The organism is Nocardia brasiliensis (genome assembly GCF_011801125.1).
GTDB lineage: Bacteria > Actinomycetota > Actinomycetes > Mycobacteriales > Mycobacteriaceae > Nocardia > Nocardia brasiliensis_C.
Map to the genome: position 1 here is coordinate 4,197,030 of NZ_CP046171.1, position 16,481 is coordinate 4,213,510.

General features: G+C 69.8%; 17 protein-coding genes. 3 read left to right on the forward strand and 14 right to left on the reverse strand.

Features of this window, described 5'->3' with window-relative positions; all coding sequences use genetic code 11:
• The first annotated feature begins 5 nt into the window (after positions 1 to 5).
• Positions 6 to 1,346, forward strand: a complete 1,341-nt coding sequence (gene hemL, locus F5X71_RS18995; RefSeq protein ID WP_167463245.1) for a glutamate-1-semialdehyde 2,1-aminomutase — start codon at positions 6 to 8, stop codon at positions 1,344 to 1,346.
• A gap of 125 nt (positions 1,347 to 1,471) precedes the next feature.
• Here the strand turns inward: hemL and F5X71_RS19000 are convergent, their stop codons facing one another.
• The 3 genes from F5X71_RS19000 to F5X71_RS19010 all read right to left on the reverse strand — a co-directional run bounded on the left by F5X71_RS19000 (position 1,472) and on the right by F5X71_RS19010 (position 5,277).
• On the reverse strand, positions 1,472 to 1,876 hold the full coding sequence (locus F5X71_RS19000; protein ID WP_238815319.1) for a hypothetical protein: 405 nt from the start codon (positions 1,874 to 1,876) through the stop codon (positions 1,472 to 1,474).
• Positions 1,877 to 2,333: 457 nt separating this feature from the next.
• Positions 2,334 to 3,824, reverse strand: coding sequence for a YfcC family protein (locus tag F5X71_RS19005; RefSeq protein ID WP_167463246.1), 1,491 nt, complete (start codon positions 3,822 to 3,824; stop codon positions 2,334 to 2,336).
• A 133-nt stretch (positions 3,825 to 3,957) separates the two neighbouring features.
• The gene (locus F5X71_RS19010) at positions 3,958 to 5,277 is read right to left on the reverse strand and encodes a M14 family zinc carboxypeptidase (protein ID WP_238815320.1); all 1,320 of its coding nucleotides are present in this window, start codon (positions 5,275 to 5,277) and stop codon (positions 3,958 to 3,960) included.
• Positions 5,278 to 5,598: 321 nt separating this feature from the next.
• Between F5X71_RS19010 and F5X71_RS19015 the strand changes: the two genes are divergently transcribed.
• A complete protein-coding gene (locus tag F5X71_RS19015) occupies positions 5,599 to 6,696 on the forward strand; it encodes a carboxylate-amine ligase (protein ID WP_167463248.1) in 1,098 nt (365 codons plus the stop codon).
• Positions 6,697 to 6,762: 66 nt separating this feature from the next.
• On the opposite strand, the gene F5X71_RS19020 is transcribed toward F5X71_RS19015, so the two are convergent.
• The 3 genes from F5X71_RS19020 to F5X71_RS19030 form a co-directional block, all read right to left on the reverse strand.
• On the reverse strand, positions 6,763 to 7,005 hold the full coding sequence (locus F5X71_RS19020; RefSeq protein ID WP_167463249.1) for a microaggregate-binding protein 1: 243 nt from the start codon (positions 7,003 to 7,005) through the stop codon (positions 6,763 to 6,765).
• Positions 7,006 to 7,083: 78 nt separating this feature from the next.
• Positions 7,084 to 7,923: an SDR family oxidoreductase gene (locus F5X71_RS19025; protein ID WP_167463250.1), complete on the reverse strand. Its 840-nt coding sequence runs from the start codon at positions 7,921 to 7,923 to the stop codon at positions 7,084 to 7,086.
• 85 nt (positions 7,924 to 8,008) lie between these two features.
• Positions 8,009 to 8,428: an alpha/beta fold hydrolase gene (locus tag F5X71_RS19030; RefSeq protein ID WP_238815321.1), complete on the reverse strand. Its 420-nt coding sequence runs from the start codon at positions 8,426 to 8,428 to the stop codon at positions 8,009 to 8,011.
• Positions 8,429 to 8,614: 186 nt separating this feature from the next.
• Between F5X71_RS19030 and F5X71_RS19035 the strand changes: the two genes are divergently transcribed.
• A complete protein-coding gene (locus F5X71_RS19035; RefSeq protein WP_167463251.1) occupies positions 8,615 to 9,961 on the forward strand; it encodes an FAD-binding oxidoreductase in 1,347 nt (448 codons plus the stop codon).
• A 6-nt stretch (positions 9,962 to 9,967) separates the two neighbouring features.
• Here F5X71_RS19035 and pcaC read toward each other — a convergent pair whose 3' ends face one another.
• Genes pcaC through F5X71_RS19075 form a run of 8 tightly spaced genes read right to left on the reverse strand, consistent with a single transcriptional unit; the run spans position 9,968 to position 16,480 of the window.
• A complete protein-coding gene (pcaC, locus tag F5X71_RS19040; RefSeq protein ID WP_167463252.1) occupies positions 9,968 to 10,348 on the reverse strand; it encodes a 4-carboxymuconolactone decarboxylase in 381 nt (126 codons plus the stop codon).
• Entirely contained in the window at positions 10,345 to 11,121 is a 777-nt protein-coding gene (gene pcaD / locus F5X71_RS19045) for a 3-oxoadipate enol-lactonase (RefSeq protein ID WP_167463253.1), read from the reverse strand. Before pcaD ends, pcaC begins: the two co-directional genes overlap by 4 nt.
• Positions 11,118 to 12,464: a 3-carboxy-cis,cis-muconate cycloisomerase gene (gene pcaB / locus F5X71_RS19050; RefSeq protein WP_167463254.1), complete on the reverse strand. Its 1,347-nt coding sequence runs from the start codon at positions 12,462 to 12,464 to the stop codon at positions 11,118 to 11,120. The genes pcaD and pcaB overlap by 4 nt, the downstream gene beginning before the upstream one ends.
• Complete coding sequence (gene pcaG, locus F5X71_RS19055; RefSeq protein WP_167463255.1) at positions 12,457 to 12,981, reverse strand: protocatechuate 3,4-dioxygenase subunit alpha; 525 nt, start codon at positions 12,979 to 12,981, stop codon at positions 12,457 to 12,459. Before pcaG ends, pcaB begins: the two co-directional genes overlap by 8 nt.
• Positions 12,974 to 13,714 (reverse strand): protocatechuate 3,4-dioxygenase subunit beta, encoded by a 741-nt coding sequence (gene pcaH, locus F5X71_RS19060; protein WP_167463256.1) that lies wholly within the window; start codon positions 13,712 to 13,714, stop codon positions 12,974 to 12,976. Before pcaH ends, pcaG begins: the two co-directional genes overlap by 8 nt.
• Complete coding sequence (locus F5X71_RS19065; protein WP_167463257.1) at positions 13,711 to 14,892, reverse strand: thiolase family protein; 1,182 nt, start codon at positions 14,890 to 14,892, stop codon at positions 13,711 to 13,713. The genes pcaH and F5X71_RS19065 overlap by 4 nt, the downstream gene beginning before the upstream one ends.
• Positions 14,889 to 15,668 carry a CoA-transferase subunit beta gene (locus F5X71_RS19070; RefSeq protein ID WP_167463258.1) on the reverse strand — a complete coding sequence of 260 codons (780 nt, stop codon included), beginning with the start codon at positions 15,666 to 15,668 and terminating at the stop codon, positions 14,889 to 14,891. Before F5X71_RS19070 ends, F5X71_RS19065 begins: the two co-directional genes overlap by 4 nt.
• Positions 15,665 to 16,480 carry a CoA transferase subunit A gene (locus tag F5X71_RS19075; protein WP_167463259.1) on the reverse strand — a complete coding sequence of 272 codons (816 nt, stop codon included), beginning with the start codon at positions 16,478 to 16,480 and terminating at the stop codon, positions 15,665 to 15,667. The genes F5X71_RS19070 and F5X71_RS19075 overlap by 4 nt, the downstream gene beginning before the upstream one ends.
• Between the last annotated feature and the right edge of the window lies 1 nt (position 16,481).

Genomic DNA, 16,481 nt, shown 5'->3' on the forward strand with positions numbered 1-16,481 from the left:
GGAGCATGACTGCTTCTACGAGCAACGAGTCCCAGTTCGATCGTGCGCGGCAGGTCATTCCGGGCGGGGTGAACTCACCGGTGCGCGCCTTCGGTTCGGTCGGCGGCGCGCCCCGGTTCATCGTCTCGGCCGCGGGCCCGTACGTCACCGACGTCGAGGGCCGAGACTATGTCGATCTCGTGGCCTCGTGGGGCCCAGCGATTCTCGGGCACGCCCATCCGGAAGTCGTTGCCGCCGTACAGGATGCGGCCGCACGCGGCCTGTCGTTCGGCGCGACGACACCCGCCGAGACCGAGTTGGCCGAGCTCGTCGTCGCTCGGCTCGGCGGAAAGCGAGCCGAGGGCGGCCTGATCGACGAGCTGCGCCTGGTGTCCACCGGCACCGAGGCGACGATGACCGCGATCCGGTTGGCGCGCGGGTACACCGGAAAATCGTTGGTGGTGAAGTTCGCCGGCCACTACCACGGCCATTCCGACGGCCTGCTCGCCGCCGCGGGCTCCGGCGTGGCGACCTTCGGGCTGCCCGCCTCGGCCGGAGTGCCCGAACCGATCGCCGCGCAGACGATCGTGCTGCCCTACAACGACATCGACGCGGTCCGTGCGGCTTTCGCCGCGCACCCCGGCCAGATCGCGGCCGTCATCGTCGAGGCCGCCGCCGCGAACATGGGTGTCGTCGCCCCCGACGACGGCTACAACGCCGCCCTGGCGACGCTGACCCACGAGCACGACGCCCTGTTGATCCTCGACGAGGTGCTCACCGGTTTCCGGGTCGCGCCCGACGGCTACTGGGGCCTGGAAAACTCGCGCGCCACCGCGCCTTACACGCCCGACCTGGTCGCCTTCGGCAAGGTGGTCGGCGGTGGCGTGCCGCTGGCCGCGGTCGGTGGCCGCCGCGACATCATGGACCATCTCGCCCCGGACGGGCCGGTCTATCAGGCGGGCACGCTGTCCGGGAACCCGCTCGCCGTCGCCGCGGGCCTGGCCACCCTGCGGCTCGCGGACCAGAAGACCTACGACGTGCTGGACCAGACGAGCGAGACGATCAGGGTCGCGACCGCCGAAGCGCTCACGCGAGCCGGTGTGGCGCACACGATTCAGTCCGCGGGCAACCTGTTCTCGGTGCTGTTCTCCCCCACCCCGGCCCGCGACTACGCGGCGGTCCAGGCGCAGGAGGCCTTCCGGTTCCCGCCGTTCTTCCACGCCATGCTCGAACACGGCGTCGCCCTGCCGCCGAGCGTCTACGAGGCCTGGTTCGTCACCGCCGCCCACGACGACCGCGCGCTCACCACCATCCTCGACGCACTGCCGCACGCCGCCAAGGCCGCCGCGGCCGCACGCCCCGAATAGTGCTGCGGCCCTTGATGACGACGGGAACCGGCGGATCACGTGCGCGCGGACACCCGAACCCTGGCCGCGAGGTCGCCGACACCGGTGCGAGATCGCCTGCTCGAGCTCATGGAACCCGGTTCGCCCTAAGCCCCGATCCGGTAGTAGGTGAGGTCGAAGTCGTGTTCCCAGGCGAGGCCGTCGGCCGACTTCTGCCACGCACCGGTGATCTGGTTCCCGTCGGCGCTGAAGGTACCCGAATACTGTTGCGAGAAGCCGGGTTCCATCCGCCATGTACGCAACACGCCATGATCCAGGGTCATCTGGTAGGTGCGGCTGACACCGCGCGAATCGTAGTGGTGCCGGACGAATGTCGCGTTCTGACCGAGCCCGATGATCACGATCGTGTCCGGCGCGGCCGGGTGCTCGATGACCGAGCGCTCGATGACGAACCGCTTCGTCTTCATCCATTCGAAGGTGGTCGTGCCGCTGCGGTCGGTGACGGCCGGGGTGCCGGGCCCGAAGAATCCCGCCGCGAACGAGACCTCCACCTGCCATCGACCGACCAGCGGCTCGAGCCGGTCGAGCGCCGCGTCCCGGCTGTCCGGGATATCCGCGGGCGGGGGTCCTGTTTAGTGGCCATAACGCCTCCTCGTCGGTGTCCTCACCGATGTAGACGCGGTGGCCCGCCGGAATTCATCGCCGCCCCGCGGATCTCCGTGTCGCCCAGGACGGGCGCCACGCCGCCCCGCTGCTCGCGGTCCTGCTGCTCGGCGAATACCGTTTTCCCGCTTGGCAATACGGTCTGGGCCTCAGGCTTCCCGCGGTCGGCGGCCTCCTCGGCGCCCGCCTGTCCGCTCCGCTGGCGCGCCGCTACGGCGAGTACCGGGTACCGCGGGTTTCCGGCTGGTCGCGGGCGCTGTTCCCGCTCGGTCTCGCCTGCGTGCAGCCGGGAATCCCGGGTGCGCTGCTGCTGGCCACCCCGCTGCTGCTGCCGTGCGCCGACGACTAACCGACGAAGCTGCCGAGCGCGAGAAACACGCAGATCAGCACCGCCAAGATGCCGAGCAGCGGTGCGACGAACCGGACGTAGCGGTCATAGCGCACCTTCGCCAACGCGAGCCCGCCGGTCACCACGGCCGTGGTCGGAGTGACCAGGTTGGCCAAGCCCGAGGCCGACTGCCACGCGGTAACCACCAGCGAACGCGGCACATTCGCGAAATCGGCGAGCGGCGCCATGATCGGCATGACCAGCGTGGCGTGCCCTGAGCTGGACGGAATCAGGAATCCCAACGGAACATTGACCAGGAACACCGCGACGGCGAACACCACCGACGACGTGCCGGTGACCAATCCCTCCAGGGCATGCAGTGCGGTGCTGGTGATCTCGGTGTTGTTCATGATCACGGTCACCCCGCGGGCCAGCACGATCACCATGCCCGCCCCGGCGAAATCGCCGAAGCCCTTGCCGACGGCCTCGGCGACCCGGCTCTCCCCCAATCCGCCGACCACGCCGATCACCACCGCACCGACCAGGAACAGCGCGGTGAGTTCCGGGAAGTACCAACCCAATTGCCAGCGGTACCGTTCGGCACCGGTGCCCTCGATCACTTCCGCCCACGGGATGACCGCGAAGATCATGACCGCGAAGGTCGTCGCCACCAGCCACAGCACCAGTCGCTGGCGTCGCGTCATCGGGTCGGGCCGCTGCGCACTCCGCCCGTCCCGGTCACCGGGTTGCCAACCGGACCATGACTTCTCCGGATCTCGCTTGACCCGCGCCGCGTACCAGAGCACGTATGCGACCGTGACCGCGGTGAGCACCACCAGCATCGCGAGCCGGAGCCCGATGCCGTCGCCGAGCGGCACGTCCGCGGCCGCGGACGCGGTCCCGGTGGCGAACGGATTCACGGTCGAGCACAGCATGCCGACCCCGGCGCCGCAGATGATCGCGCCGACCGCCGTCATCCGGTCGTAGCCGAGCGCGAGCAGCAGCGGCACCAGCACCGCGTAGCAACCGAGGGTCTCCTCCGCGAAGCCCTCCACCGTGCCCGCGATCGCGAACACCAGCATGACCCCGGCGATCAGCAACCCGGACCGGCCACGCAGCCGATACGCCAGCTGGCCGATCCCGCTGTCGAGCGCGCCGGTGGCGAAGGCGACGGTGATGAACGCTCCGACCGCCAGCACGAACAGGAACACCGCCGCCGCGCCGTAGAGGTGTCCGGTCAGATCGGGACCGACGTGGCCCGACGCCTCGTCCCGCACGCCGTAGAGACCGTTGACGGGGGCGAGGAACAACTCCCGCAGCCGCGCGCCGAATCCTTGGCCGTCGACGACGCGATGGTATGTCCCGGCGATCGGACGGCCACGGTCGTCGATGTCGTAGGCCCCCGGCGGAATCACGAACGCCGCCAGCCACACCAGCACCGCGACGCCGGCGAGGATCGTATAGGTCGAGGGAAACGACCACCGCCGCCGGACCCGAGCCTCACGCATCGCCACACCGCGCTGGATTCATGGCCGACATGGAACCATCCACCGCGCCCCGTGCCCGGACGCCGCGCCGCCGCACGCGCGACACGTCGCACCGGCCCGGCTACCGTGAGCCGGGCCGGTGCGACGAACGGGGTCAGGAGGTCGGGCCGCTCGACTGCTTGTAGGGCGCGTCGGCCAGTTGGGCCGCGGTGCTGAACGCCCGCTTCATCTGCGGCCAGAAGGTGCTCTCCACGCAGGAGTAGCGCGGCATGAACCCACCGCACGACGAGGAGTTGTTCGGTCCGATCTCGATGGTGATCGCGGCCAGGCCCAAGGCACCGTGGGCTTGGTCGTCAGTCGTTCCGGTGGTCGAGTATCCGACGGTCTCCTCGGAGGTGCCGACGATGAATCCGGCGGGCACGATCTTCTTCGTCAAGGCCCGCAACTCGGTCGCGTTGCGCCGGGTGGCGTTGCTCGGAATGATCCCGTAGTTGCCGTAGGCGTGCAGATCGATCACGATTCCGGTCGCGGTCTGCGGCACGTCACCGCCGCCGCCGGGGCGCTGGTTGGCGAACAGACTCGCGTAAAGCTTCTGAATCGCTTGGGTTTCCGGCTCCGACGCGGCACGCGGGCCCTGGTAGGTCTGCGAGCACGGATTCCGGGAATCGCCGCCCCAGCGGGCGGTGAAATTGCGGTTCAGGTCGATGCCGGGGCCTTGGCCGGACCCGTCGACCACCGAACACGACGGCGGGGTCGCGCTGTTGTCGACGTTCTTCCGCTGCATCTTGGGGCGGTTACCGCCGCTGGCGGTGACGTCGACACCGTCCGGATTGGTCACCGGGACAACCCACACCTCGGTCTTGTCCAGGATCGCGGTCACCGCGGGGTCGGTGCCGTAGCCGGTGGCGAGATAGTCGATCCATTTCCACGCCAGTTCACCCGTGGCCAACTCGCGCGCGTGAATTTGCGCCGTCAGCAGAAAGCGCGGTTTGCGGGTGGTGGGCGCCAGATCGCAGCCGACCGGTTTCATCGTGGTTTTCGCCGCGGCCTTCTCCGCGTCGGTCCCGCCCGCCGTTCCGGTCAAGCAGATCACGTTCATCGTGTGCCCCCCTCGGCCCCGATCCGCCAACCAGGATTTGCCGATGTTGTGCACCTGCGCGATTCCGGGATATTTGGCCGCGGTATCGGAGGCATGCCGCAGCAGATCGGCCGCCGTGTGATACCCGCCGTAATACGTGCTGTCGGGCATGCGCCGTTCGGCAGGATCGGACTTGTAGACCGGCGCCCGCTTGGTCAGGGTCAATCCCTTCTCGCGCAGCGCCTTGGCACCTGCTTCGTCGACCGCGATGGTCACCTTGCCGGGCCCGGCGGGCACCATTTCGATGCCCGCGTTCTCGATGATCTCCACCTGTGCCCGCGACGGCACCGGGACATCCCAGTAATAGGGTGAATCATCGGCGGCGTTGGCCGTCACCGGACAGAGAAACAACGTCGAAAATCCACCGACCGCCGCCACGGTGATAGACGCAAGAATAGTGCGAAAGCTGCTCATGGACTTTCCTAGTCTTGGGCGGCGACCACGGCCACCGCGAGCCATGTCGTTCTTCTGAGCGGAGATTAAGCCGGTGTACCGATGCGGTGAAACCCCAGATGACGAGTGGGGAGCGGCCGACGGTGGCGGCATACTCGCAGCACCCCGCAGGGTGTCGCACAACGGCTTTCACCGATTCGCGCATCTTTTGCCCCGGCACGGGTAAAGCGCTGGCAACAGCGGATCGGCGAGGAGTTCGATCGAATGCAGGCACGCACGGTAGGTCTCGAGGAAGAATTTCTGCTGGTCGACCAGGAAGGCAGGCCGGTACCCGAATTCGATGCGCTCTGCGGCTGGCTGACGGACAAACTCGACGCGGCCGACAGCGCTCGTTTCAAGCAGCAGCCACACCCGATCCAGATCGAGGCGATCAGCGGTGTGCACACCGGCATGGCCGCGCTCACCGCCGAATTGCTCGCCGCCAGAACCACATTGGCCGCAGCGGGCGATGCGTGCGGCGTCACCGTGCTACCGGTCGGCGCCGCGCCGCGGGCGACCGACGACGACGCCCCCTTGCCGTGCGCGGACCGGTATACCCGAATCCACGATCGGTACCGCGGCCTGTTACATGATTACACCGGGTGCGACACACGCGTGCACGTCGGCGTCGCCGACCCCGACCGTGCCGTGGCGGTGGTGAACCACCTGCGGCCGTGGTTGCCGACATTGCTTGCGGTCGGCGCGAATTCACCGTTTCATCGCGGCCGCGACTCCGGCTACAGTTCGTGGCGCGGCGCCACGCGGGCCCGGTTCCCCGGCTCCGGTCTGCCACCGTACGCGCGCTCCGCCGACGACTACGACGCACGGATCGCCACCCTCATCGAATGCGGCACGCTCGTCGACGAGCACACGTCGTTCTGGCTGGCGCGCCCGTCGAAGCTGTACCCCACCGTGGAGGTACGCGCCGCCGACACCGCTGCCACGGTCGACGACGCGCTCCTGCAGGCGGTGCTCACCCGCGGCCTGGTCCAGACCGCCCTGCATCGGCTGGACGAAGGCGTGGAGGGGCCGCGGATCGATGAACAGGTTGGCGCGGCGGCCATTTGGGCCGCGGCACGGTACGGATTGGCGGGCCCCGCGGTAGACCCCATCGAAGAGATCCGGGTGCCCGCGATCCTCATGCTGCGGTCACTGGTCGCCTGGATCGCCGACGCGCTCGCCGATGCCGGCGACACCGCGCTGGCGAAACGACTGTTACGCACCGTGGAACGTCACGGCACCGGCGCGGCGCGACAGCGCGCCGCCGCCGCACCCGGCCTGGCGCATCTCGTCGCGGAGTTCCGACTGACCAACTGGCACTGAACCGGCCCGCACGAACAGTGTTGCCGGTCAGCGTGATCCGCTGACCGGCAACTCGACACGCGGTGCCTAGTTCTGCTGATGACCGGCTTGACGTGCCTCGTTCACATCGGCCTCCGCGCGCGCCTTCTCCGCCGCGGCTTCCTTGCGCGCGGCCTCGCGCTCGGATTCGGCCTTGTCCTGCTGAGCTTTTCCCTCCCCTTTGAGGTTCTCGTCACCGGTGACGACACCGGCCGCCTCCTTGGCCTTGCCCTTCACGTCCTCGACGACGCCTTCGACGCCCTCGCGGGGCCCACTTCCATGTTCTGACACAGCAATTCACCTTTCGCGCTGCGACTTGCGGCTGACGTTCGGCGCTTACCCACGCCGCCCCGGCTCAATCCGGCGCGCTCACAGGATCGGTCGGCCACCGGTGACGGCGATCCTCGCTCCGGAGATGTAGCTCCCGTCGTCCGAGGCGAGCAGCACATACGCGGGCGCCAGCTCGGCGGGCTGTCCCGCGCGCCCGAGCGGCACGTCGTCACCGAAGCCCGCCACCTTCTTCGGCGGCATGGTCGAGGGGATCAACGGCGTCCAGATCGGTCCCGGCGCAACGCTGTTCACGCGGATTCCGCGCGCACCGAGCAGCTGGGCCAGACTCGCGGAGAAGTTCGCGATCGCCGCCTTCGTCGCCGCATAGGGCGCGAGCGTCGGCGAGGGCATATCGGAGTTCACCGACGAGCTCCCGATGATGGACGCACCCTCGGGCAGGTGCGGCAGCGCGGCCTTCACCAAGCGGAAGTAGGCGCTGACGTTCACCTGGAAGGTGTGGTCGAACTCCTCGTCGCTGATTTCCTCCAGCGTCTCGTGTGTCATCTGATAGGCCGCGTTGCTCACCAGCACATCGATCTTCCCGAACTCCCGCACGGCTCGATCGATCACGCTCCGGCACTGTCCCGGCTCGGCCAGGTCGCCCGGCACCAGCACCGCCTTGCGTCCGGCCCGCTCGACCAGTTCGGCAACTTCCTTGGCGTCTTCGTCCTCATTGAGATAGGAAAGCAGCACGTCGGCGCCCTCGCGCGCGAAGGCGATCGCGACCGCGCGCCCGATGCCGCTGTCGGCACCGGTGATCACGGCCGCCTTGCCGGTCAGCTTGCCCGAACCCCGGTAGCTGTCCTCCCCGCAATCGGGCACCGGATCCATCCGCGCCTGTACGCCGGGAACCGGCTGCTGTTGTTCGGGAAATCCCATGACCGCTCCTCTCGTTGCACTATCGCCACGTACCGGCCGACTACCGCGATTCCGCGGCGGCAAACAACGGGCGCCGAGCAGGCGTTCACTGTTCGAGCAGGAACCCGCGCAGAATCGGCAGCAATGCCTTGGTGCTGACCATGTACGAGGCGTCGTAGACGACCGCGCGATCGATCTTGTGCGGCAGTCGCAGCGCCGCTTCGAGCGTGAGCACCGCGCCGGAGGAATGGCCGTACACGAAGGCGCTGCCGCCCGCCGCGTCGATGATCGTCTCGATGTCGTCGACCTCGCGCTGCACGTCGTAGGGCGCAGTGTCGGTGCTGTCGCCGCGGCCCCTGCGGTCGTAGGTGTAGACGGTGAATTCCTTCGCCATCGCCTTGACATCGGCCGCGACGGGCCGGAACTTGCGGAAACAGATCGCACCCGTGACGTAGACGAGTGTGGGGCCCGCGCCCACCACGTCGTAGGCCAAACGCGTCCCGTCCGCCGATACTGCCGTCTTCATCGATGTTTTCCTTCGCGTCGAGGTCTGTCACCCATATCGACGGTGCGGGCCGCCCGAACTCATCGGTGCGCGATGACCGACCCGGCCGGGGTGACGCGCGCCGTTCCCTGGCGCGGCCGCGCACCGCCGCCCTACCATGCGAAGACGGGCGCCGACCCCCAGGGCGGCCCAGAGGGAGGACCTACGATGACCACCGCGTTCGACGGCCCGCCCCTCGAGATCGATACGCGCCCTGCGGTTCTCGACCAATTCACCATCGACGAGACCGGACGCGCCGGCCTACGGCCCCGCGGGGTCGTGTCGCCCACCGATGCCGACGAGGTGGCCGCGCTGGTCCGGTGGGCGCACGCGACGCGCACCCCGCTCATCCCCCGAGGCGCGGGCACCAGCCTGGAAGGACACCTGCTCGCCCAGCACGACGAGCTGATCGTCGATCTGTCGCAGGCGAATTCGATTCTGGCGATCTCCCCCACCGATTTCACCGCCACCGTGCAACCCGGCGTCACCCGAACGCGATTGAACGCGGCGACGGCGGAGTACGGCCTGCAGTTCACCGTGGATCCCGGCGCCGACGCCTCGCTCGGCGGCATGGCCGCGACCAACGCCAGCGGCACCACCACGGTCCGCTACGGCGGGATGCGCGCCAATGTCCTGGCCTTGCAGGCGGTACTCGCCGACGGATCGGTGGCGCGGCTGGGTCGTGCGGTCCGCAAGTCGTCGAGCGGATACGACCTCAAGGATCTGCTGATCGGCTCCGCGGGCACGCTCGGCATCATTACCGAGCTCACTGTTCGTCTGCATCCGATCCCGGAATGGCTACGCTCGCTGCGCGTTTCCTTCCCGACGGTGTCCGACGCGGTCGACGCCGCCGTGGCGATGCTCGGCGCGGCGCTCCCGGTGAGCAGGCTCGAACTCGTCGATGCGTTGAGCATGGTCGCGACCAACGCCTATCGCGGCACCGATTATGCCGAGACCCCCGCACTGTTCATCGACGTCGAATCGTCATCGGAGGCCGCGGCACTCGCCGAGGAGCACGAGATCACCCGGATCGTGCGGGACCACCATGCCATCGACGTCGCCACCGCCCGCACCCACACCGAGCGCTACGCGCTCTGGGAAGACCGGCACAACCTCTTCTTCGCGCTGAAATCACTGCATCCGGGACGGGAGTTCCTGGTCACCGACACCGCCGTCCCGTATTCCGCGCTCGCGGCGGCGGTGGACACCGCGCTGCGACTCGGCGAGGAACTCGGCTTGGCGGTCAGCGTGTGCGGGCACATCGGGGACGGCAACGTGCACACCATCGTGCCCTACGACGACCGCAATCATGCTGCGGTGCAGCAGTTCTCCGACCGGCTGGTGCGCCACGCCCTCGACGTCGGCGGCACCGCGACGGGCGAGCACGGGATCGGTATCACCAAGAAGAAGTACCTGCGCGCCGAACACGGCGCCGCCGTCGACCTGATGGTCGCGATCAAACGCACCCTCGATCCCCTGAATCTGTTCAACCCGGGCAAGGTCTTCGACACCTGAGCGTGCTCATTCGGCCTCTTCCATGTCGTTCAGCACGGTGCGCCCGATCGTGAAGGCGGCGTTGGCGGCCGGTACACCGGCGTAGGCGCCGGTGTGCAGGAAGACCTCGGCGATCTCGGCGGGGGTGAGTCCGTGTTTGCGGGCCGCGCGCACATGCATCGCGATCTCGTCGTGGCGACCGAGCGCGGTGAGCACCGCGAGGGTGAGACAGCTGCGGGTGCGGCGGTCCAGACCGGGACGGGTCCAGATCGAGCCCCACACCGATTCGGTGATGTACTCCTGGAAGGGACGGGTGAATTCGGTGGTCTCGGCCTCGGCGCGGTCGACGTGGGCGTCGCCGAGCACTTCCCGCCGAACCTGCGCGCCCCGCTCGGCTCGTTCGTTCACGGATTCTCCTTCAGGTGACCGAGGATCAGCTCGGTGACGGTTTCCGGTTGTTCGACGTTGGCCAGATGTGCGGCGGGCTCGATGATTTCGAGCCGGGACAGCGGGATCGCGGCGGCGATGCGACGGCCGTGTTCGGGTGGCGTCGCGGGATCGTCGCGGCCCGCGACGACCAGGGTCGGCGCACTGATCGTGGTCAGGCCCGTCGCGATGTCCATCGTCTCGATCGCCGCGCAGCACGCGGCGTACCCCTCGGCGGGCGTTGCGGCAATCATGCTCTCGTAGTAGCGCGTTCGCTCGGGATGCGCGGCCCGCCACCCGGGGGTGAACCACCGCTGCACGGCCGCGCTCGCGACCGCCCCCGTCCCCTCCGCCCGGACGACGGCGGCCCGCTCGGCCCAGCCCGTGGGCGGGCCCAGTTCCGCGCTGGTGCAGCACAGTGTCAAGGTGCGCAGCCGATGGCGCGCGTGCGCACCGAGCCACATCCCGACCATGCCGCCGAGCGAGAGTCCCACGAAGTGCACGCGGCGCAGCCCGAGCCGGTCGAGCAGGGCGAGCGCATCCGCCCCCAGCTCCGCGAGCGAATACGGTCCCGCGGGCACCGGCGAATCCCCGTGGCCGCGTATGTCGTAGCGCACCACCCGGTAGCCCGCCGCGCTCAGCGCCGCGGCCTGCGGCTCCCACATGCGCAGGTCACTGCCGAGCGAACCGCTCAACAGCACCGCCGCCCCGTCCTGGGGCCCGTCGACGCGCGCGCGCACCGCGACCGTACTCATCGCCGCGTCCCCCGCCACCGCGCCACCGCACGCGTCCGGAACTCGCGCGCCGAGCCAAGATAGCCGGACGGCTCGAGGAGTTCGTCGATCCTGCCGCGGTCCAAGTACTTTCCGATCACCGGATCGGCAGTCAGTGCAAGCGCGAGGTCCTCCGACTGCGCCTGCGCACAACAAGCTGCGACGCGGTCCCCGGCCTCCTGCCTGCCCACCGCCCCGCCGCTCACCGAAACCAGCTCGACCGCGACATGTTCGGCCACGAGCAGGCCACCGGAGGCCGTCAGGTTGGCGCGCATACGCGCGGGGTCGACGCGCAGGCGCGACAGGCAAACACGCAGCCAGTGCACCGCGGATCCGGTGCTACGCAGCAGTTCGGTCAACGACCGCCATTCCGCGTGCCACGCGCCCGCCGCGCGCTGATGTTCGTGGGCACCGGCACTCAGCAGCGTGGCGACCAGCCCCGGCGCCTGGGCCGCCGCACCGGCGGCGAGCACCGCGGCGACCGGATTGCGCTTGTGCGGCATGGTCGATGAGCCGCCGCTGCCCGGCGGCCCCACTTCGGCCACCTCCGCGATCTCGGTCTGCGCGAGCAGCGTGATGTCGCGGGCGATCTTCGCGACCGCACCGCAGGTCTGCCCCGACGCGCCCGCGATCTCGGCGATGCGGCTGCGTTCGGTATGCCACGGTAAGGCGGGCTCCGCGAGCCCGAGGCGCTGGGCGAGCTCGCCGAGCACGGCAATGCCGTTCGCGCCCAAGGCCGCCGAGGTCCCGACGGCACCGCCGAACTGCACGGCCAGGCGGCAGGCGCGGACCCGGTCGAGCTGATCCAGCGCCGCCACCACGCCGCTCAGCCAGCCCGCCGCGGTGAGTCCGAACATCACCGGGGGCGCCTGCTGGAGCAGGCTGCGCCCGGCGAGCACGGTCTCGGCGTGGTCGTCGCTCAGTCGCGCGAGCAGCTCAGCACAGGCGGTCAGGTCCGCGTCGAGCAGGGCCAGCGCACGGGCGGTGACCAGCATCGCGGCGGTATCGAGCACATCCTGACTGGTCGCGCCCAGGTGCACGTAGGCCGCCGCGGCGGGCGCGACCCTGGCGGTCAACGCGCGCACCAGCGGGCCCGCCGGGTTGCCGATCCGCACCGCGTCCGCGCCCAGGGCGGCGATGTCGTATTCCTCGGCCCGGCATCGCTTCTCGATCTCGGCCGCAGCCGCCGCCGGGATCACCCCGGCCGTCGCCGAAGCCCGCGCGAGCGCCGCCTCGAAATCGAGCATCGCCTGCACCCAGGCCCGATCGCCGACCGCCGCCGCGACCGGCCCCGCCGCGAGCACTCCGCCGAACAACTCAGACATCGAAGAACACCGTCTCGTCCGCCCCTTGCAGGCGAATGTCGAAAACGTAACCGTCCCCCTCGCGTTGGGCGATCAGGGTGTGCCTGCGGGCCGGTGGCACCGTCGCCAGCACCGGGTCGGCCGGATGCCGGTCGGCGTGCTCGGGAAAGTAGACCCGGGTGACGACCCGGTGCAGCAGCCCACGGGCGAACACCGACATGTCCAGGTGCGGCGCCTGCAGTCCGCCCGCACCGTCGCACACCGCCTCCGGCACGAGGGTGTGTATCGCGTAGGCACCGCGCCGAGTGTCGCTGCGCGCGAAGCCGGTTCGCTCCGTGCCCGGTGCGTTACCGATCGCCTGCCAGGTCTCCACCATGGCGTCATCGATGGCGGTGCCCGCGCCGTCGCGCACCCGGCCGGTGAGCCACACCGCACCCGGCGTGCCCGGTGGCACCGCGAATTGCCCGTCCGCCCAGGTCAGTCCGATGTGCAGATAGGGGCCGACGGTTTGCGAGGGGGTGCTCGGCAGGCTAGTCATCCTCGTCCTCCTCGTCTTCGAAGGGCGTCGCGGCAGGGCCGCGCAGCACGATGTCGAACTCGAAGGCCAGCGCCTGCTCCGGCTCGCTGCGCGCGTAATCGAATCGGCTGACCAGCAATTCGCGCGCGTGCGCGGGCACCGAGTTGTAGACGGGATCTTGGAAGAACAGCGGATCGTCGGGAAAGTACATCTGCGTCACCAACCGCTGGGTGAAGGCCCGCCCGAACAGCGAGAAGTGGATGTGCGCGGGCCGCCACGCGTTGTGATGGTTACGCCACGGGTACGCACCGGGTTTGACAGTCGTGAACTCGTATCGCCCCGCGCTGTCGGTGTAGGTGCGCCCGGCGCCGTCGAAGTTGGGGTCCAGCGCGCAGTTCCAGCGGTCCCGGTCGTGTCGATAGCGACCGCCCGCGTTGGCCTGCCAGATCTCCACCAGCGAGTGTGGGATGGGCTTGCCGTCGCCGTCGAGCAGCCGCCCGTGCACGATGATCCGCTGCCCGATCGGCTGGCCGTCATGCTGCGCGGTCAGGTCGTTGTCGGTGGGCTCCACCCGATCCGAGCCGAAGACCGGACCGGTCAGCTCGGTCAGCCGCTGCGGCAGCACGATCAGCGATTCCCGCGGGTGCCGCAGCACGGTGGAGGTGTAGTCCGGGTAGTCCAGCGGTGGGTGCGTGCCCGCCGGGTCGCGCCGATGCCCGGTCGAAGCCGTTGCCGCGCAATGCCGTGCACTCATGACGTCGCCTCCAGAACGATCGCGAGACCTTGCCCGACACCGATGCACAGGGCCGCGAGCCCCCACCGGCTGCCCCGGCGCCGCATCTCCTTGGCCAGCTGCAGGACGATCCGGCCGCCGGACGCACCGAGCGGGTGCCCGAGCGCGATCGCGCCGCCGTTGACGTTGACGAGCTCCGCGTCCAGTTCCGGCCACCCGGCCAGGCACGCGATCGACTGCGCCGCGAACGCCTCGTTCAACTCCACCACCCCCAGGTCGCCCCAGTCGATTCCGGCGCGCGCCAACGCGATACGCGCCGCTGCCACCGGGCCGATGCCGAACACGTCGGGATCGACACCGGCCGCCCCGCGCCCGGCGATCCGGGCCAGCGGTGCGCGGCCGATCCGCTCCGCCGCGGTCTCGTCGCCGAGCAGCAGCGCGCACGCGCCGTCGCTGAGCGGGGAGGAGTTCCCGGCGGTCACCGTCCCGTCCGGCCGGAACGCGGGTCGCAACCCGGACAGCGTGGTCACGCTCGTGCCGGGCCGGATCGCTTCGTCCCGAACGAGATCGGTCCCCGGTACGGCCACGACGTGATCGGCGTAGAACCCCTCGTCCCAGGCGCGCGCGGCCGATCGGTGACTGCGCGCGGCGAATTCGTCCTGCGCCGCGCGATCGATGCCGTACCGCTCGGCGAGCGCCTCGGTGCTCTCCCCCAGCGAGACCGTCCACCGGTCGGGCATCGCCGGGTTCACCATGCGCCAGCCAAGCGTGGTCGAGTGCAGCACCGCGTCCGCGGCGGGAAATCCCTTGGGCGGTTTGGGCACGACCCACGGGGCACGGCTCATCGATTCGACCCCGCCCGCCACGACCATGGCCGCGTCGCCGGTCTCGAGCATGCGTACCCCGTGCAGCACGGCATCCAAGCTCGAGCCGCACAACCGATTCACCGTCGTCCCCGGCACCGCGGTCGGCCAGCCCGCGAGCAGCGCGGCCATCCTGGCCACGTTGCGGTTGTCCTCGCCCGCCTGGTTGGCCGCGCCGAAGACGACATCGTCGACGCCGCCGGGATCGAACTCGGTGCGCGCGGCCAGGGTGCGCAACACGTGCGCGCCGAGATCGTCGGGCCGGATGCCCGCCAGCGCACCGCCGTAGCGGCCGAACGGCGTCCGCACCCCGTCGTAGACGAACGCGCCGTTCATGACGCCGCCTGCAGCGCGTGCAGCGCCGCGAGCTCGGCGGCGCTCGGTGGCTCCGTAACCTGCAGTTCCGCAGCGACTTTCAGCTCCCACCCGGTCGCCGCGCGCACCTGCTCGACGCGCACCCCTGGATGCACCGCGACCAGTACCAGTTCGCCGGTGTGATCCGGACACATGATGCCGAGGTCGGTGATGATCCGGGTGGGCCCGGCGCCACACAGGCCGAGCCGGTCGCGTTCACCGTCCCCGCGGCCGTGCCCGAACGAGGTGACGAAATCGACGCGCTCGACGAAAGACTTGCGCGACTGCCGCACCACCACGAACACCTCGCCGCAGGACGCGGCGATCTCGGGCGCACCACCCGCACCCGGCAGCCGCACCTTCGGGTGCCGATAGTCGCCGATGACGGTGGTGTTGATGTTGGCGAACCGGTCAAGTTGCGCCGCTCCGAGAAAGCCGATGTCGATGCGTCCAGGCTGCAGCCAGTAGTTGAACACCTCGGGCACGCTGATCACCGCGTCTGCGGTCTCGGCCAGGATGCCGTCGCCGATCGAGGCGGGCAACCTGCCCGGCTTGGACCCGAGCGTGCCGGATTCGTAGATCAGCACCAGGTCCGGCGCGTGCGTCGTGCGGGCCAAATTCGCCGCGGTGGACGGCAATCCGATGCCGACGAAGCAGCGTTTGCCGCCGGTCAGCGCTCGCGCGGCGGCGATGGTCATCATCTCGTCGGCGCTGGCCGGCGCCGGCGCGGCGTCGGCCGCGACAGCCGGCCGGTTCATGCGGCGCTCCCGGCGAAGACGTGGTCGTCGAGCCACGCGGTGAACCGGTCGCGATCGCGGCTGATCGGATCCCACGCGGCGTAGAAGGCGTTGTCGCGCTCGGAATATCCCTGCGCGTAGGACGGATGCGCGCCCCCGGGCACCTCGGCGATCGCGGTGATCGCCCACGCGGGCAGTACGATCGCGCCGGGCACCGGGGTGAGCTCGTCGACGATCTCCTCCACGGTGACCAGGCTTTGCCGCGCGGCGAGCACGGCCTCCTTCTGCACCCCGAGCAGACCCCAGAGCTGGACGTTCCCGGCCCGGTCCGCGCGCTGTGCGTGGATTACCGTGACGTCAGGATTCAGTGCGGGCACCGCGGTCAGCCGCTCGCCGGTGAAGGGGCAGACGATCGGCTTGATGGTCTCGGTGACGACCGGCAGGTCGGTGCCGACGTAGCCGCGCAGCACCGCGAACGGCAGACCGGACGCACCGGCGACGTAGCGGTTGGCCATGCCCGCGTGGCTGTGCTCCTCGATCGCCAGCGCGTTCGGCCAGGCGTGCTCGACCGCGTCCCGGAACCGGTGCAGCGACCCGACACCGGGATTGCCACCCCACGAGAACACCAGCTTGGCGGCGCAGCCCGCGCCGATCAGCTGGTCGTAGACGATGTCAGGGGTCATCCGCACCAGGGTCAGTTCGCGTACCCGCCGGCGGATGATCTCCTGCCCGGCCGCCACCGGGATCAGATGCGTGAAGCCCTCCAGGGCGACGGTGTCGCCGTCGTGCACCAGGTCGGCCACCGCACTGGACAGGGACGAAATCCTCGCCACG

Excerpts from the sequence above, each read along its gene's own strand:
- F5X71_RS19035 (WP_167463251.1), top strand. The coding sequence starts at position 8,615 with ATGACCACCGCGTTCGACGGCCCGCCCCTCGAGATCGATACGCGCCCT.
- F5X71_RS19030 (WP_238815321.1), bottom strand. The coding sequence starts at position 8,428 with ATGAAGACGGCAGTATCGGCGGACGGGACGCGTTTGGCCTACGACGTG.
- F5X71_RS19025 (WP_167463250.1), bottom strand. The coding sequence starts at position 7,923 with ATGGGATTTCCCGAACAACAGCAGCCGGTTCCCGGCGTACAGGCGCGG.
- F5X71_RS19070 (WP_167463258.1), bottom strand. The coding sequence starts at position 15,668 with ATGAACCGGCCGGCTGTCGCGGCCGACGCCGCGCCGGCGCCGGCCAGC.
- pcaH (WP_167463256.1), bottom strand. The coding sequence starts at position 13,714 with ATGAGTGCACGGCATTGCGCGGCAACGGCTTCGACCGGGCATCGGCGC.
- hemL (WP_167463245.1), top strand. The coding sequence starts at position 6 with ATGACTGCTTCTACGAGCAACGAGTCCCAGTTCGATCGTGCGCGGCAG.
- F5X71_RS19065 (WP_167463257.1), bottom strand. The coding sequence starts at position 14,892 with ATGAACGGCGCGTTCGTCTACGACGGGGTGCGGACGCCGTTCGGCCGC.
- pcaG (WP_167463255.1), bottom strand. The coding sequence starts at position 12,981 with ATGACTAGCCTGCCGAGCACCCCCTCGCAAACCGTCGGCCCCTATCTG.
- pcaD (WP_167463253.1), bottom strand. The coding sequence starts at position 11,121 with ATGAGTACGGTCGCGGTGCGCGCGCGCGTCGACGGGCCCCAGGACGGG.
- F5X71_RS19005 (WP_167463246.1), bottom strand. The coding sequence starts at position 3,824 with ATGCGTGAGGCTCGGGTCCGGCGGCGGTGGTCGTTTCCCTCGACCTAT.
- F5X71_RS19015 (WP_167463248.1), top strand. The coding sequence starts at position 5,599 with ATGCAGGCACGCACGGTAGGTCTCGAGGAAGAATTTCTGCTGGTCGAC.
- pcaB (WP_167463254.1), bottom strand. The coding sequence starts at position 12,464 with ATGTCTGAGTTGTTCGGCGGAGTGCTCGCGGCGGGGCCGGTCGCGGCG.